The organism is Actinomyces sp. Z5 (genome assembly GCF_003287795.1).
Classification (GTDB): domain Bacteria; phylum Actinomycetota; class Actinomycetes; order Actinomycetales; family Actinomycetaceae; genus Actinomyces; species Actinomyces glycerinitolerans.
The window spans coordinates 1-15,387 of record NZ_QMIN01000008.1 but is presented as its reverse complement, the minus strand read 5'-3'; the positions used below and the strand labels follow the sequence as shown (position 1 = coordinate 15,387).

General features: G+C 68.5%; 14 protein-coding genes. 7 read left to right on the top strand and 7 right to left on the bottom strand.

The features are described from left to right. The 3 genes from DRB06_RS00640 to DRB06_RS00630 all read right to left on the bottom strand — a co-directional run. On the bottom strand, positions 1 to 830 hold an 830-nt coding region (locus tag DRB06_RS00640), incomplete at its 3' end, for a polymorphic toxin type 15 domain-containing protein (RefSeq protein ID WP_111818874.1). Continuing rightward, on the bottom strand, positions 830 to 1,666 hold the full coding sequence (locus DRB06_RS00635) for a GAD-like domain-containing protein (protein ID WP_111818873.1): 837 nt from the start codon (positions 1,664 to 1,666) through the stop codon (positions 830 to 832). The genes DRB06_RS00640 and DRB06_RS00635, both read right to left, overlap by 1 nt. Positions 1,667 to 2,129: 463 nt before the next feature. Beyond that, positions 2,130 to 4,184: a glucose PTS transporter subunit IIA gene (locus DRB06_RS00630; protein ID WP_108967407.1), complete on the bottom strand. Its 2,055-nt coding sequence runs from the start codon at positions 4,182 to 4,184 to the stop codon at positions 2,130 to 2,132. 361 nt (positions 4,185 to 4,545) lie between these two features. Here DRB06_RS00630 and DRB06_RS00625 point away from each other — a divergent pair, with 361 nt between their 5' ends. From DRB06_RS00625 to DRB06_RS00610, 4 genes are all read left to right on the top strand, one after another. Next, a complete protein-coding gene (locus tag DRB06_RS00625; RefSeq protein WP_234415858.1) occupies positions 4,546 to 5,292 on the top strand; it encodes a hypothetical protein in 747 nt (248 codons plus the stop codon). A gap of 109 nt (positions 5,293 to 5,401) precedes the next feature. Next, positions 5,402 to 7,060 (top strand): ABC-F family ATP-binding cassette domain-containing protein, encoded by a 1,659-nt coding sequence (locus DRB06_RS00620; protein WP_181575143.1) that lies wholly within the window; start codon positions 5,402 to 5,404, stop codon positions 7,058 to 7,060. 146 nt (positions 7,061 to 7,206) lie between these two features. Continuing rightward, entirely contained in the window at positions 7,207 to 7,602 is a 396-nt protein-coding gene (locus DRB06_RS00615) for an iron-sulfur cluster assembly accessory protein (RefSeq protein ID WP_073331612.1), read from the top strand. A gap of 142 nt (positions 7,603 to 7,744) precedes the next feature. Further along, positions 7,745 to 8,725, top strand: coding sequence for an FKBP-type peptidyl-prolyl cis-trans isomerase (locus DRB06_RS00610; protein ID WP_073331615.1), 981 nt, complete (start codon positions 7,745 to 7,747; stop codon positions 8,723 to 8,725). A gap of 109 nt (positions 8,726 to 8,834) precedes the next feature. Here the strand turns inward: DRB06_RS00610 and DRB06_RS00605 are convergent, their stop codons facing one another. Beyond that, complete coding sequence (locus DRB06_RS00605; RefSeq protein WP_111818870.1) at positions 8,835 to 9,482, bottom strand: superoxide dismutase; 648 nt, start codon at positions 9,480 to 9,482, stop codon at positions 8,835 to 8,837. A gap of 190 nt (positions 9,483 to 9,672) precedes the next feature. Between DRB06_RS00605 and DRB06_RS00600 the strand changes: the two genes are divergently transcribed. After that, entirely contained in the window at positions 9,673 to 10,116 is a 444-nt protein-coding gene (locus DRB06_RS00600) for a hypothetical protein (RefSeq protein WP_111818869.1), read from the top strand. Positions 10,117 to 10,178: 62 nt separating this feature from the next. Here the strand turns inward: DRB06_RS00600 and DRB06_RS00595 are convergent, their stop codons facing one another. Next, the gene (locus DRB06_RS00595) at positions 10,179 to 11,948 is read right to left on the bottom strand and encodes a DEDD exonuclease domain-containing protein (protein WP_258522095.1); all 1,770 of its coding nucleotides are present in this window, start codon (positions 11,946 to 11,948) and stop codon (positions 10,179 to 10,181) included. 110 nt (positions 11,949 to 12,058) lie between these two features. On the opposite strand from DRB06_RS00595, the gene DRB06_RS00590 reads away from it, so the two are divergent. After that, entirely contained in the window at positions 12,059 to 12,955 is an 897-nt protein-coding gene (locus tag DRB06_RS00590) for a 1-acyl-sn-glycerol-3-phosphate acyltransferase (RefSeq protein WP_108967396.1), read from the top strand. A gap of 99 nt (positions 12,956 to 13,054) precedes the next feature. On the opposite strand, the gene DRB06_RS00585 is transcribed toward DRB06_RS00590, so the two are convergent. After that, positions 13,055 to 14,284 carry an MFS transporter gene (locus DRB06_RS00585; protein WP_258522094.1) on the bottom strand — a complete coding sequence of 410 codons (1,230 nt, stop codon included), beginning with the start codon at positions 14,282 to 14,284 and terminating at the stop codon, positions 13,055 to 13,057. 19 nt (positions 14,285 to 14,303) lie between these two features. Then, positions 14,304 to 14,912: a TetR/AcrR family transcriptional regulator gene (locus DRB06_RS00580; RefSeq protein ID WP_111818867.1), complete on the bottom strand. Its 609-nt coding sequence runs from the start codon at positions 14,910 to 14,912 to the stop codon at positions 14,304 to 14,306. An 81-nt stretch (positions 14,913 to 14,993) separates the two neighbouring features. On the opposite strand from DRB06_RS00580, the gene DRB06_RS00575 reads away from it, so the two are divergent. Continuing rightward, complete coding sequence (locus tag DRB06_RS00575; protein ID WP_220092946.1) at positions 14,994 to 15,275, top strand: type II toxin-antitoxin system Phd/YefM family antitoxin; 282 nt, start codon at positions 14,994 to 14,996, stop codon at positions 15,273 to 15,275. Positions 15,276 to 15,387: the final 112 nt, after the last annotated feature.

Genomic DNA, 15,387 nt, shown 5'->3' with positions numbered 1-15,387 from the left:
TGCGGCGAGGTGGGCGGCTGCCAGGGGGTGGTGTTGTTGGCGATGTCGGCGGCGACTTTGCCTGGGGTCCAGGGGGGTGCTCTGGGGCTGGTGGCGGCCTGTTGTGCCTGGGAGCGGGGTTCCAAGACTGCCTGGCCATTGCGCAGCTGCCTGGTGAGCTTGGGGGAGTGCGTGAGTACTGCTCGTACCAGGATGCGTACGCCGGCGCGCTGCTCGGCGGGGACGGCCTGGGCGGCCTCCTCCAGCACCCGCGACATGGGTTTGCCTTGGGAGCCGATGGAGGAGTTGACCGGCCCGTACCCCACCGACGGGTAGCCCTGCACGCTCATTCCCGGTTGGGAGGGGCCGAAGGTGACCTGGTCGGACTCGTGCAGCACCACCAGGGCATCGTTGATCTCATCCCGCTTCTCCTCAGCCTCCTGCTCGGAGAAGTCATACTCGTCCACCAGTTCGCGCATGACCTTGTCCATGAAGTTCTCGCGGGCTTTGTTGGTGGTGTTGGAGTTGGGTTGGCGGCCTTGTTCCCGGTAGGTGCGTATGCCCTCCAACAACCTCTCGGCCGACAGCAGGGACAAGGCGCTCAGCTGGCGGTCCAGCTGGCGGGTGAACTCCAGGGGCAGCGCCTTGGTACCCGGCCGCCGCCCGGTGTGGAAGAAGACCTTCACCGGCGTGCTCGAGTGCCAGGGCAGCGGGCTCGCCGGCGCAGCAGCACTGCCCTCCCACACCAGCACGTCCCTGCCCCCGGCACGCCCCGGGGTGAACATATCCGCAGCCACCAAGCCCGGGACGGTGTTGATGGCCGGGCTGGGGTTGTCGGGGTGTATAGGCATTAGGAATTGGCCTCCGCCGAGGTGCCGACGTCCCCGCCTTGGTCATCGGCGCTGTTGTCGGAGCTGTCCTGGGCCCCACCGCCATCGGTGTCGGTGTTGTTGGCGATGCCTGCGGCTATGCCGGAGACCGCGTCGGAGAAGTCCTCCACCAGGGTGTGCTCCTGGGCCTGGGCGAGGAAGGTCAGGTGCGCGGTGGCGTCCTCGATGCCCACCTGACTGGTGCTGGCCTTGCCGGTGAAGCAGTAGGCGGGGGTCAGCCCGTAGACCTGGCCCGGGCCCAGGGTGCCCAGGTGCTCAATCGCCCAGTCCACCAGCAGCTCGCCGGTGTCATCATCTTCGAACGTATCCTTGCGTGGCGATACCAGTATGGTGCAGCCCTTGCGCTCGCGCATCACCGGGTCGGACATCTTGCGGGCGTTGCCGGCGTCGGGGCGTATCCAGCCCAGGGTGGGGGTGATGGTAAGTGCGGGGCCGGAGACCTCCCCCCACAGCTCCATGTCGCCCATGGCGGAGCGGGACAGGCACCACCACTTCTGCTCCGGAAACGGGATGGGCGTGCCCTCCAGCCAGGCGTCCACTACTGTCTGCCACTCCAGGGGGTCGGTGAACCACCAGCGCCCGTCCCCGAAGCCGTCGAAGCCGAAGCGGCGCCACAGCTGCAGCACCGAGGCCGGCAGCACGCCCCCGAACCGCTCTAGGTGCTGCTCACTGGCAGGCTGGCCCACCCCCATCGGAGACCAGCCCCGGTATTCCAGGGCATCATCCATTCTCATGTCCACCCACTGCGGGGTGGCGTGCAGCCACGCCTCGTGCCAGGCGGCCTTGTCCACTCTCATAACCTCGACCCTACCCGATACCGGAACGATAACGCCGCCCTTGCGGTCCCCGGTGTCACAGGCCTCGCGCCACCGCCGCTGCGGCCGCCAGCCAGGCTCGCTGCGTCACCGGTCTGAGCGATCCGTAGCGGAGCTCGCCGTCGACCATTGCGGGGTGGTAGGGATGGTTCGTGCCTCGCGCGCCAGGTCGCGGTATCCGTTGACGAGGGGTTCGAGCAAACCGGGGACGGTCAGTCTGATCAGCCTGGGAGTACTTGCCGGGTTGCCCACGACAGGAGGACAGTGAAGTCTTCTACCTGCCTGCCGGTGGACTCCTTCAACACGGAATCTGGTCGTGGTGGCTGGTTGGCCGCGCCGCCGGGAACCCGCGAAATGTGCCGGTGGTCGGCACCCCGCAACGGGGTGCCGGCCACCGGCGCCTTGTCTCGCCGGCCGACGTGTCGTCGACCGGGTGAGGTGCGGATCAGGCGGTGAGCCGCAGCAGCGGGTCGCCCGGGGCGACCTCGCCGGAGGCGATCGCCTCCACGGAGGTGAAGGCCGCCGTGTTGGTGATCAGAATCGGGGTGGTCAGCGGGTGCCCTGCCTGCTCAACGGCGGCCCGGTCCACGCGCACCAGCTCCTGGCCCGCCTCGACGCGGTCGCCCTGCTTGACCAGGACTTCGAAGCCCTTGCCCTCCATCTCGACCGTGTCCAGGCCGACGTGGATGAGCAGCTCCACGCCCGAGTCCAGGTTGATACCGTAGGCGTGCCCGGACTCCGGCGCCACCACCACGGTGCCGGCCGCCGGGGCGGTCACCACGATCTGCTGTTCGGAGGGCTCGATGCCGACACCCTGGCCGACGGCGCCACCGGCGAACACCGGGTCGGCGACCTCGGCGAGCGGCACCACGGTGCCGCGCACGGGGGATACGAGTTCGGTGACCGCGCCCTCAACCAGTGCCGGCTTGGGCTGCGCGGCCTGGGCCTTGGCGGCCTCCTCCAGCGCCAAGTCGGCGGCGGTCTCCTCCGGGGAGGCCTCCACGTAGCCGTCCGCGGCGGCCGCCGCGCGGGCCTCCGCCTTCTCCTCCTCCGTGCGGTAGTCGGAGATGAACAGGATGATGAAGGAGGTGAAGAAGGCCGCCGCAATGGCGATGGCGTACAGGGCCATGGGGTAGAAGACCGGAATGGTCAGCAGCGAGGTGAAGGCGAAGGTACGCGCGTCCACACCACCACCGATGCCCACGATCAGACCACCCACGGCGCAGCCGACCAGCATGCGCGGGTAGATGCGCTTGAAGCGCAGATGGATACCGTACAGGCTCGGCTCGGAGATGCCGCCGAACAGGCCGGCCACCAGCGCACCGAAGGCCGTCTGGCGCATTTCGTTGTCCTTCTCCCGGATGGAGATGGCCAGCACCGCCGCGGTGGCGCCGAAGCAGGCGAAGTTCCAAGCGCCCATGGGGCCCTGAATGAAGTCGTACCCCAGGGAGTCGATGTTGGCCAGCATCAGGGCGTTCAGTGGCCAGTGCAGGCCCAACGGCACCAGGAACGGATACAACAGCGGAATGATGATCGCGAAGACGACCGGGGCGGCGTTATTCAGCGTAGACAGCGCCGTACCCAGGGCCGTGCCGACCCAGATGCCGATGGGGCCGAGGATGAACGCCGTGATCGGCATCATGATCACGAAGGACAGGAAGGGCACGAACACCATCTGCAGGTTCGGGGAGATGATCCGGGTCAGCCCCTTGTACAGCGGTGCCAGGAGCGCCACCATGATCAGAGGCGTGAACACCTGGCCGCCGTAGTCGTTCAACTGCATGGGCAGCCCGAACACGGTGGCGGTGCAGAAGTCCCGGTCGAGGAGAGCGTTGTGGGTGCAGACCACGTCGGTCGTTTTGGCGAGGTCGCTCATGTCGATGTAGTTCGGCGTAATGAGCGCCGCCATGACGGCCGTGCCCACCCACGGGTCGATCCGCAGCTTCTTGGAGGCGTTGTAGGCCACCATGATCGGCAGGAAGTAGAACACCGAGCGGTACATGGCGTCGATGAAGGCCAGCCAGGCCGGCTTGACCTCGGCGTGGGTGTCGATGAGCCCGAAGGCTTCGGCCATGGCCTCGCCGGCGATGATCAGCGAGGTGCCCAGCAGCACCGGCAGCAGTGGCCGGAAGGAGTCGGACAGGTACTCGAAGAACGCGTCCACGAACGCGTTCTTGCCGCGCGCCTTTGCGCGGGCGGCGGCCTTGACGTCGGCGTTCGACTGTGCCGTCTTGGCGCCGCCGCTCTTCATGGCGGGCAGATTCATGATGTCGTCGTACACGCTCTGGACGGCACCGCCGATGACGATCTGGTAGCGGTCGCCTGCCTGCGGGACCGCACCCATCACGCCGGGGATCTTCTCCACCGTGGCCTTGTCGACCACGGAGGCGTCCTGGAGCTCAAAGCGCAGTCGCGTTGCGCAGTGGGTGAGGTTGACGATGTTCTCGGGGCCACCCACGGCCTCGAGAATCGCTTCTGGAGCGGATGTGGTTGTTGCCATGTTCACCTTAACCGTCGGCCGTCGGCCGCACCCCAAGGGGGGCCGACGGGCTGGGTGGAGGGGCCCGGATGCATAGGGCCCTGCATGTCAGAGTAACGCCCCTGAAGGTGACCTGGGGCATATTTCCTTGCCCGACCGCGCGTCGCTGGGCGACACGCCGCATTCCGCTGATGAGCGGCTTGCGAGCTCCTGACCGCCTGCTGGTGACGGCCCGAGAACTCACCGAAGTCCACCGGTGCGCTTCGCGACAGCCTGCGCGAATCGCATTCACAGGTGCTCGGCGTCGGACCCCGGAGCAGGCACAGGCTGGAACTCGACGGCGACGACGCCGTCGCAGCATCCCAAGCCGAGGAGACTCATCATGACCCCGCTCTCATCCACCCCGACCAACGCTCCCATCACGGTCCAGGCACCGCCGTCGCCGCGTCGCACGGCGCCGCCCACAAGTGAGAGGGACCAGGACCCTGGTCTGTACGGGCCACGCGGCTGGACGGTGCGCGCCGGCGTATGGCACGCCCTGGCCGACTGTCGCGACGAGTTGCGCTCCACCGTGATCCCCGCCCAGTTCGGCTTCGCCCCCGCCGGGCTCATCGGTGCCGACGGCACCCCGGAGGACGACTACACGCCCTTCCACGACCTGGGGCCGCGCACCGCCCGGCGGCTACTGGACATACTGCCCGCCGAACAGCTCGGCGACCGGCAGAACCTCGGCCCCACCCTGGGCGCCCTACTGCGCGCCTGCGTGCGCGCCGACGGGCGGGTACGCCTGTCCGGCTACGGCATCGGCCCCCAGCGAAAGGACGAGCGCGTCAGCGTGGAGGGGCTGTGGATCGCCGACCCCGACCTGCTCGACGCCCTCTACGAGGTGATCGCGGGTATCGAGGATGACGGAGACGAGTATGACGATGACGAGTACTGGGCCTGTGAGGACCGTGACCCCGACGACGTCGAAGAGCTCGAGGCGCTGGTCGCCCTGGGGCTGCGGGAGGTGTGGCGCTGCGTGGCCGAGCGCTACCAGCTGGACGCTCACGCCGGCCCCGATGAGCTCAAGCCCCTGCGCCGCCACTGGACCCATGGGCCGGTCGGCACCTGGCTGTGGTGGGACTGAGCCGCCCTGTGCGCCGGGCGACCGCCTCCCGGCGATGTGATGGACAACCGGGTCGGCCGCCGCGTTCCCAGGGGCGGGCGGCCGCCCGGATACCCGTAGCATGCGCATCGTGATTAACGTCCAGAACCTCACCATGCGCATCGGCGCCCGGCAGCTAGTGGCCGACGCCTCCTTCCGGGTGGACAAGGGCATGCGCATCGGGCTGGTGGGACGCAACGGGGCCGGCAAGACCACCATGACCAAGCTCTTGGCGGCCGCCTCGGTGGCGCAGGGCACCAGCCAGGCGGTCGCCGACGCCGATGAGCGCCACGGCCTGGAGGCCGTCGAGCACGAGGGCCTGATCACCTGCAACGGCTCGGTCGGCTACCTGCCCCAAGACACCCGGGTCGGGGACCTGAACGAGATCACCCGCGATCGGGTCCTATCCGCCCGCGGCATCGACGCGCTGCTGGCGCGCATCCGCCGCGCCGAGGAGAAGATCGCCACCACCAGCGGCAACGCGCAGGCCAAGGCCCTGGACCGCTACACCCGCCTGGACCACGAGTTCACCATGGCGGGCGGCTACGCCGCCGCCAGTGAGGCCGCCCGCATCTGCGCCTCCCTGGGCCTGCCCGACCGGGTGCTCGACCAGCCGATCGGCACCCTGTCCGGTGGTCAGCGCCGTCGCGTGGAGCTGGCCCGCGTCCTGTTTCAGCAGCCGGACACGCTGCTGCTGGACGAGCCCACCAACCACCTGGACCACGACTCGATCCTGTGGCTGCGCGACCACCTGCGCGCCTACTCGGGCGGCTTCATCGTCATCAGCCACGATGTGGAGCTGCTTCGCGACACCGTCAACCAGATCATGTACCTGGACGCCGGCCGCGGCGTCCTGGACGTCTACCACCTGGGCTGGGACGCCTACCTCAAGCAGCGCGCCGATGACGAGAACCGGCGTCGTCGTGAGCGTGCGAATGCCGAGAAGAAGGCGGCGGCGCTGCGCGCCCAGGGGGAGAAGATGCGCGCCAAGGCCACCAAGGCCGTGGCCGCCCAGCAGATGCTCAAGCGCGCCGACCGGCTCATGGAGGGCCTGGAGGCCGAGCGCGCCCAGGAGAAGGTCGCCCGCCTGCGCTTCCCCGACCCCGCCCCCTGCGGCAAGGTGCCGCTGCGCGCTGCCGGACTGTCCAAGGCCTACGGCTCCCTGGAGGTGTTCGCCGGCGTCGACCTGGCCATCGACCGCGGCAGCCGCGTGGTGGTTCTGGGCCTGAACGGAGCCGGCAAGACCACGCTGCTGCGGCTGCTGGCCGGCATCGAGCAACCCGACTCCGGGCGGGTGCAGGCCGGCACCGGCATGAAACTCGGCTACTACGCGCAGGAGCATGAGACCATCGACGACTCGCGCACCGTGGTGGAGAACCTGCGCAGCGCCGCGCCCGGTCTGGATGACACCGAGGTGCGCAGCGTGTTGGGCTCGTTCCTGTTCTCCGGGGCCGACGCCGATAAGCCCGCCCGCGTCCTGTCCGGCGGGGAGAAGACCCGCCTGGCCCTGGCGCTGCTGGTGGTCTCCAGCGCCAACGTGCTGCTGCTGGATGAGCCGACCAATAACCTCGATCCGGCCAGCCGGGAGGAGATCCTGCACGCCCTGGGCACCTTCGCCGGCGCCGTCGTGCTGGTCACCCACGATGAGGGCGCCGTCAAGGCCCTGAACCCCGATCGGGTGCTGCTGCTGCCCGACGGTGACGAGGATCTGTGGAGCGAGGACTACCTGGAGCTCGTCACGCTCGCCTGACTCGGCTGGAACGGTGAGTGTCATCACTCCCGTCGGTGTTCCCGTTCACTATGCGGCCCGACGTAGGGTGAGGGGAACATCTCGGACCGTCGGCGTGTTCGCCCCGGTGCAAGGCACCCCTTAGTAGGAGTTAGTAGGAGACAGACATGGCTGAGACCACCCTGACCGACGCTTCCACCGACACGATCGCTCCCACCCACGAGGTCATGCTCACCGAGGCCGCCGCCGCCAAGGTGGCCGGCCTACTCGTGCAGGAGGGCCGCGATGACCTGCGTCTGCGTGTGGCCGTGCAGCCGGGCGGTTGCTCCGGGCTCGTCTATCAGCTCTACTTCGACGAGCGCCTCCTGGACGGCGACGCCATCCGCTCCTTCGCGACCGGTGACGCCGAGCTCGCCTCCGTGGAGGTGGTCGTTGACCGCATGAGTGTGCCTTACCTGAATGGCGCCACCATCGACTTCTCCGACACGATCGAGAAGCAGGGCTTCACCATCGACAACCCCAACGCCGTCGGCACCTGCGCATGCGGCGAGTCCTTCCACTGAGTGCACCGGGCGTCGATCGTCCTGCTCCACGTGCAGCCGGCCCTTCGCTGGTGTCGGTGCCGTTCAGCGCCGGGGTGGCGCAGCGGACGCACGTCTCCCGCCTCACCCCGTCGCTTTTCGCACGCATTCGAGGAGTATTCAATTGCGCCGTGTCACGACTGTCCTGCCCGCTCTGGCCCTGACCGCCTGTCTGGCCCTGGCGGGCTGCTCCGATTCGTCTGGAGGAGCCAGCGGCTCCGCTGAGGCCGCCGTAACGCCATTGAGCAATGTCGACTGCTCCACGCTGAAGATTGACGACGACGCCGACTCCCTGCCCACGCTCGAGGGGGATGCCGACGCCGAGCCCACCGTCACCTGGGGCGACGGCGATGCGCCGGCCAACCTGACCGTCAAGACCCTTGATGCTGGCGACGGCGCCGAGCTGACCGAGGACTCGATCGTCCTCGCCGACTACGCCGGCTGGGAGTGGGGCGCGACCGAGGTCTTCGACTCCTCATATGCGCGGGGAGAGGCGACGCCGTTCAGCCTGCAGGGGGTCATCTCCGGCTGGCGCTGTGGGATTGCCGGGCATCGTGTCGGGGATCGGCTGCTGCTCTCCATTCCCGCCGAGCTGGCATACGGCCAGCTGGCCGTGTCACCGAACTCTCCATCCGGCCCCTTGGTGTTCGTGGTTGAGGTCGAACAGGCGATCAACACCGATGAAGTTGTTTCTGCCACGAAGGATGCGGAGGTTGACGCCGAGGCGCAGCAGACCCTGGCGGACCTGGGCGTCACCGTCTCCGGCGACCTGGGCGCCGCAGCCACCATCTCCGTGGCCGACGGAGCCGAGGCGCCCACCGAGCAGCAGAACTTCGTGCTGGCGCGCGGTGCCGGTGATGAGATCGCCGAGGGCGATCAGGTGGCGCTGGAACTGGCCTTCGTCAATTGGGGCGACAACGGCTCGTTGCAGTCCTCCTGGGAGGTGGGCGGCCCGCAGATCACGACCGTTGTTGCGGCCGCGACGCTAATCGGCGGCCTGGTGGGGGTGCCGGTTGGCTCCCGCGTTGTCATCCTTATGCCTGGTGACGAGGCGGCGGGTACCGTCGCGTCCGCCTACGTAGTCGACGTGGCCAAGATCCTGTAACCACCCGCCCCAGGCCTCGGCATAGCGAGGGCCGCCCGGCACCACACCGGTGCCGGGCGGCCCTCGCGTATGCGATGCGCTTGTTCCGCTCAGACGGCGCGGGCGGGTGTCAGCGCACGATCAGGCCCTCGGCGTGGGCGACGGCGTTCGCCAGGCGAGCGGACACGTCCTCCCAGTTGACGATCTGCCAGATGGCCGCCAGGTAGTCGGCCTTGACGTTGAGGTAGTCAAGGTAGAAGGCGTGCTCCCACATGTCGATCTGGAACAGCGGGATGGTCCCCACGGGCACGTTGCCCTGCTGGTCGAACAGCTGGAAGGTGACCAGCTTGCCGGACAGCGAGTCGTAGGCGAGCACCGCCCAGCCGGAGCCCTGGATGCCCAGCGCGGTGGCGTTCAGCTGCTGCTTGAGAGCGGCGAAGGAGCCGAAGGAGTCCTTGACGGCCTCGGCCAGTTCGCCCTCGGGCTCGCCGCCGCCGTTGGGGGACAGGTTCTTCCAGAAGATCGAGTGGTTGAGGTGCCCGCCCAGATTGAAGGCCAGGTTCTTCTCCCACAGGTTGATGGCGGCGAAGTCGCCGGTAGAGCGGGCCGCGGCCAGCTGCTCCAGGGCGGCATTGGCGCCGGTGACGTAGGCGGCGTGGTGGCGGTCGTGGTGGAGCTCCATAATGCGTCCTGAGATGTGCGGCTCCAGGGCGGCGTAGTCGTAGGGGAGCTCGGGCAGCGTGTACCTCGGAGTGTTGATGTCGGTCGGTGCGCTCATAGCGGTCCTGCCTCGCGGTGTGCGGTTGTCGGTACTGACGTCGCGGTACGCAGCCTCACTCATGGGTGCGACTGAAGTCCTAGACGAGATTAATCGTAGACGGTGATCGGTGAGCTTAGAAGGGCCCTACGCATGTCGGTCACGCGATTACACTGACCGCGGAAGCCCCCGTCGTCCACTGGAGGACCGCATGACCGACCAGGCAGCACCCGCCACCCTCGACCTTCTTGTCTTCTCAGATGACGCCACCGTGCGCCAGCAGGTGAAGAACGGCGTCGGACGCCGCCCCGCCAAGGGAATGCCACTGGTGTCCTGGACCGAGGCCGCCACCGCCGAGGGTGTTCGCCTGGCCATCAAGGACCGGCAGAAGGCCGGACGGGCCCCCTTCGCCGCCCTGGTGTTGGATGCCGAGACCAAGAAGCTGGGCGGCATGGGATTGGCGCACGAGCTGTTCACCGAGCTTGAGCAGCGGCCTCCGGTGGTGCTGTTGACCGCCCGCCCCCAGGACGACTGGTTGGCCGCCTGGGCCAAGGCGGAAGTCGTGGTGCCACGGCCGCTGGACCCGCTCAGCCTGCAGGAGGGCGTCGCCAAGGCGCTGCGGGCACGGCGCGGCTCGGTCACCCCGGCAGGCTGATAGCGGGCCGACACCGCCCTGCCCTATGGCGCCTGGGCTGGGCCTGTCGGCAGAACACTTCATCAAACCTCGGCGTCAATGACGCGCCGGTGTCGGGCGGCAGCCCCCACCGGCCAAGACAGCGCTGCGGCCGCTCCGCCTTCGAGGCTCTGGCCTGCCACATCGTCATCGAGTCCCTCGACCTCCACCAGGCGTGCCCCGGCATCCAGCACCCAGTCGGCCAACAGCGCCGTCTCCTCCACGCTTGTCTCCGACCCCACCCGCGCGGGCCGGTCCACCACCTGCGCGGTGGCGCGCAGTGTGGCAATGGTGGGGCGCGGGTCCACGCCCGGCGCCGTGACCGCCGAGCCCGCCAGGCGCCCCCAACGCACCGCCACCAACTCCCAGCCGCCATGCTCGCGCCGTCGGGCCGCCAGCAGATGCGGGCAGGTCAGCAGCGGCCGAGTCTGCTCCGCCCGCCGCGCCCCCAGCAGCAGCGCCCGCAGCCGCTGCGTCCACAGCCCCGCCTCCTCGTAGCGCTCCTGGGCCGACAGTTCCGCTATTCGCGCCAGCAGCGGGTGGGCGACCAGATCGATCTCACCGGACAGGGCACGCATCGCGATCCCGGCGTCGGCCGGGGTGTCCGCGCGGCGCACCGCCCGGGCGCTGTGACCGTCCCAGACCTCTAGACGCAGCACGGACTCGGCGGCCCGCTGCGCCTCCAAGGCCGCCTTTCGCGACGGGAACGGGCCGATGGCGCGGCTCGCCTCCGACAGCGGCAGCACGGCAGTCAGCCCCAGATGTGGGTGCGGGGAGTCGACCAGGTGCAGCCAGGGGCGGCGCTGCGGGGCGCGTGAGCGGCGGTTGACCGGCGGATCCAGCTCGGCGATGAGCCGCAGTTCGCGCACGCGCGCCTCCAACTCGGTGGGGGTCTCGATCACTCGCACCGCCACGGTCGTGTCCAGCATGCGCGCCACCTTGGTGCGCTTCTCCGCGGCCGTGAAGTAGGAACGCACCCGCCGGTGCAGGTTCACGGCGCTGCCCACGTACAGCACCTGCCCGGCGGGGGAGAGGAACTGATAGACGCCGGGCGCGGCGGGCAGGTCGTCGGCGAGCCGGCTCTTGACCCGCCGGGATGCGGGCACGGGGTCGGTGGCGGTGGCCAGGTCCTCCAGGTGGGTGACGCCCTGGGGACCGAGGCGTTCCAGGGCGGCGTGCAGCACGTCCACCGTGGCACGGGCGTCGTCCAGCGCGCGGTGGGTGGGCGTCGTCGGGGAGCCCACGAAGGTGGCGAGCGTGCCCAGCTTGTGGTTGGGCACCTGGGTGCGGTCCCAGGCCCGGCGGGCCAGTGCCAGCGTGTCCAGTACGACCGGCTCACGCCAATCCAGGTCGAGGGCCCGGGCCGCCCCGCGCAGGTGGCCGAGGTCGAAGCGGGCGTTGTGGGCGACCGCCACCGTCGTCGGGTCGGCCAGGTGCGCCCACTGCAGGAAGGCGGCCACCGCCTGGGCTACCGGAGGGGCGTCGGCGACCATGGCGTTGGTGATGCCGGTCAGGACCGTTATCTGGGCGGGAATGGCGGTGCCCGGATTTACGAGCGTGGAGAATTCCGAATCGACCACCCCGCCGCGTACCTTCACGGCACCGATCTCGGTGATGGCGTGCGCGCCCGGGCCGCCTCCGGTGGTCTCCAGATCGACGACGACGAAGGTCACCTCACGCAGCGCCGTTCCCATGTCCGCGAAGGCCGCCTGGACCGGCTGGGACGGTGACGACGGCGTCCGTGCCGGCTCGCGTCGCCCACGGCCGAAGACGGCGCCGACGGACGGCGGAGGCGAGAGCACGTGTTGGACCACACCGCGAGGCTAGACTTGATCAGCAGCCGATCCGGCCGCGGACACGCCCGGCGCGTGTACCCGGGCGGCCGGCCAGTTCCCGACCGCGGATGCACACAGGAGGTCCCACAGTGGGTTACCGAGGTATCAAGGCCGCCGTCGGCCCGGCCATGGAGATGCTCTACCAGCCCTGGATTCGCGGTGAGGAGAACATCCCCGCCGAGGGCCCCGCCATCCTGGCCTCCAACCACCTGGCGGTCATCGACTCATTCTTTCTGCCGTTGCTGATGGACCGCGAGGTCGCCTTCATTGGCAAGTCCGACTACTTCACCGGCAAGGGCATCAAGGGCTGGGCGGTGAAGAACTTCATGACCGCCGTCGGCACCATCCCGGTGGACCGCTCGGGGGGCAAAGCGTCCATGGCGGCTCTGCAGGCCGGGATCGATCGACTGCGCTCGGGCGAGTTGTTCGGCATCTATCCCGAGGGCACGCGTAGCCCCGACGGGCGCTTGTACCGCGGCAAGACCGGGGTGGCGCGCGTCGCCCTGGCCACCGGGGCGCCGGTGATCCCGGTCGCCATGATCGGTTCCAACCTCGCCCAGCCCATCGGCCAGGTGGTTCCCTCCACCCGGCACCGGGTGGGGATCGTGATCGGTGAGCCGCTGGACTTCTCCCGCTACCAGGGTCTGGAGAACGACCGCTTCGTGCTGCGCTCCATCACCGACGAGATCATGTATGCGCTGATGTCCCTGTCCGGTCAGGAGTACGTGGACCTGTACGCCGCGGACGTGAAGAAGGCGATGGACGCGGAGAAGAAGACGGCCGCGGAGGTCGTCGACGAGATGCTGGAGGAGTTGGCCGCCAAGCGGCCGGCCGCCGCCCCCGTCGAGGCACCCGGCGGTCGTCCCGCCCCCGACGTCGAGGTCCCCGAGCCGCCGGCGGAGCCAGACAAGGCGGAAGACGACGAGGGGACAGAGGCGTCCGAGGACGATGCGGCAGAAAACGCGCCGCGCCCCGATGATGATTGAGCATGGGCACACCGTCAGTCCATATTCGGGACAAACGAGGCTGTCGTCGCCGTGCCAGTGTGCCAGTGCATTGAAATCATGCGATTTCAACGGACGCAATCAGGGATGCTGACCCCGTCTGTCCCGAATCTGGACACTTTCGGCGGTCGCGGCCGCGTACTTGCGCGGCAACCGGATGAATGTGGGAACAGTGAGCGCTAGGAACCCCGCCAGCGTCAAGCAGGCATGCGTGAAGCCGAGGTGCTCGGTGAGCGGACCACTGAGTGCAGGTCCCAGGACCAGGCCGCCCGCGTAAGCCAGGTTGTAGAGGGAGTAGGCGCCGCCGATAGCGGGAGGTGTGGCCATGGCTCCCTGAACGCCTATTAGTGCACTTGCCGGTGCCACCAGGAGTGCGATTGCGGAGCCTAGGCACACAAGCCCGGCGGTGATTACCGGGAGATTCGGTCCAACCCCGACTAGCAACAAACCCGCGGCCGCGCTTGCGGCGCCCACCAGCGTCAATGCTCTTAGCGACACGCGTGGCAGGCAAGCACCGACCAGTGGATTCAGACATGCGGCGACAAGCGTAAGCAGCGCGAACAGCAGGCCGATGCCCGCAGAACCTACGCCGAACTCCCGAGCCAGTTGCATAGGGAGCACCGGCTCAATGCATGAGGTTACGGCGGCACCTATGAGAATCAGCGCGACGACCGGCCAACATCCGGGCGTGCGCAACACATCCAAGGCGGTAGCGGGGTCGTCGCTGGGCGGTGAGGTTGGTCGGACGAACGCAAGTCGTAGCGCGCCGTCGATCATGAGCAGCGCGGCCGCGAGAAGAAAGGGAGCGGAGTGTCCGCCGAGCCCGGCCAACCAGCCCGCCAGGGGAGGTCCCGCCAACGCGCCGACCGAAACCATACTCATCGCCAGCCCGAGATAGGTCGCGCGTCGCTGCAGTGGCACGGTCGCGGCGATCAGTGACAGTCCGGCCACCCAACTCAATCCGGCGGCAGCTCCCTGGAGCGTGCGGGCCGTCAGAAGCAACCAGTAAGGACCACCGATGGTGAACAGCAGACACGCGCATGCCAGACCCACCAACGCAGCGAGCAGTGGCCCACGAGAACCGCGTTTGTCCACAACTCGCCCGGCGATAGGAGTGACCATCACCAGTGCGGCCGCATAGGCGGCGAAGAGCAGCCCGGTTGCCGAGGGGCCGGCCTCGGCCATGGCGGGGAGCAGGGGGAGTACGGGGATGAGAATCCCGTAGACGAGCATGTCGGTGAACAGAGCGACGCAGGCGACCACCACGGCCATGCGCGGGCTGGTTGTGGCATCGGAGGGTGTTGGTTGCATGTCCGGTCTTTCTCTGGGGTCAAGGCGATTCGATGTTGATCAGGCCGGCGACGAGGGCACGAGCCGTCGTTTCGCAGCACTCTGGTTCGGGGAGGTCCTCTGGTGTGAGCGCCGCGGTGAGCGTGGCGCCGTGCAGGAACGCCGTGATGCTGAACCGCCCGACGTCAAGCGGAGCGCGAAGCCGCTGTTCGCACTCGGTTAGGAGACGGGCGATTCGCTCCGACCATCGCGCGACGGCCGCCGTCTTCTGCTCCAGTCCGGACTTGACCGCCGGTGCTTGGGACGCTACAAGGACCGTGACGACGGCGAGCTCGCGGAAGTCGGTGTCCTCACGGAGCCTGCGCAGGTAGTCCGCCAGGAACGTCGTGAGCCGCGCCTCCGGCGGTGCTGAGGTGTCTAGCACGGCCAAGAGCGCCTCACCCCGGCTGTGCCATTGTTCGGCCAGGACGGCGTCCAGCAGCTCCCGCTTGCCGGTGAAGTGGTGGTAAACGGCGCCGCGAGTCACGTTTGCGCCGCGCGCCACCTCGACGAGCGAGCAGCCCTCCCAGCCGTCCTGTGCGAAGCGGTGCAAGGCGGAGTGGATGATGGCTTTACGGGTCTCGGCGGCCTCGGCGGCAGTGCGACGCATGCTTACAGGCAACCCTGTATGTATAATTTCGTCAAGTGTCTGTGCGGCACGCAGACCGCCGGTGTGGCAACAATTGTTGCTATGTCGGTCGACGCCTTCATGCCGCTGCGCGACGTGAAGAACCACCTGTCCGAGGTCGTAAGCCAGGTGGAGCGGGAGCGCAGCCGCGTGACGATCACCCGGCACGGGCGCCCCGCGGCAGTCGTCATCTCTCCAGATGACCTGGGGTCACTTGAGGAGACGCTCGACATCCTTAGCCGTCCCGCGCTAATCGAGCGGATCCGCGCAGGAGCGGATGATTTGGGTGCTCAGCGGGTGGAGACAGTCAGCAAGGACGAGTTGGTCGACTCCCAGAAGGGGTGAGTCCGTGCCTTACACGCTCGCGGCCTTACACGCTCGCGCTAGGTCCGGTTGTGTAAGTGCTTGGGTGGCGGTGCGCGGTTGGGTGGCGGTGTGTGGCTGTTGAGCCTGTCGG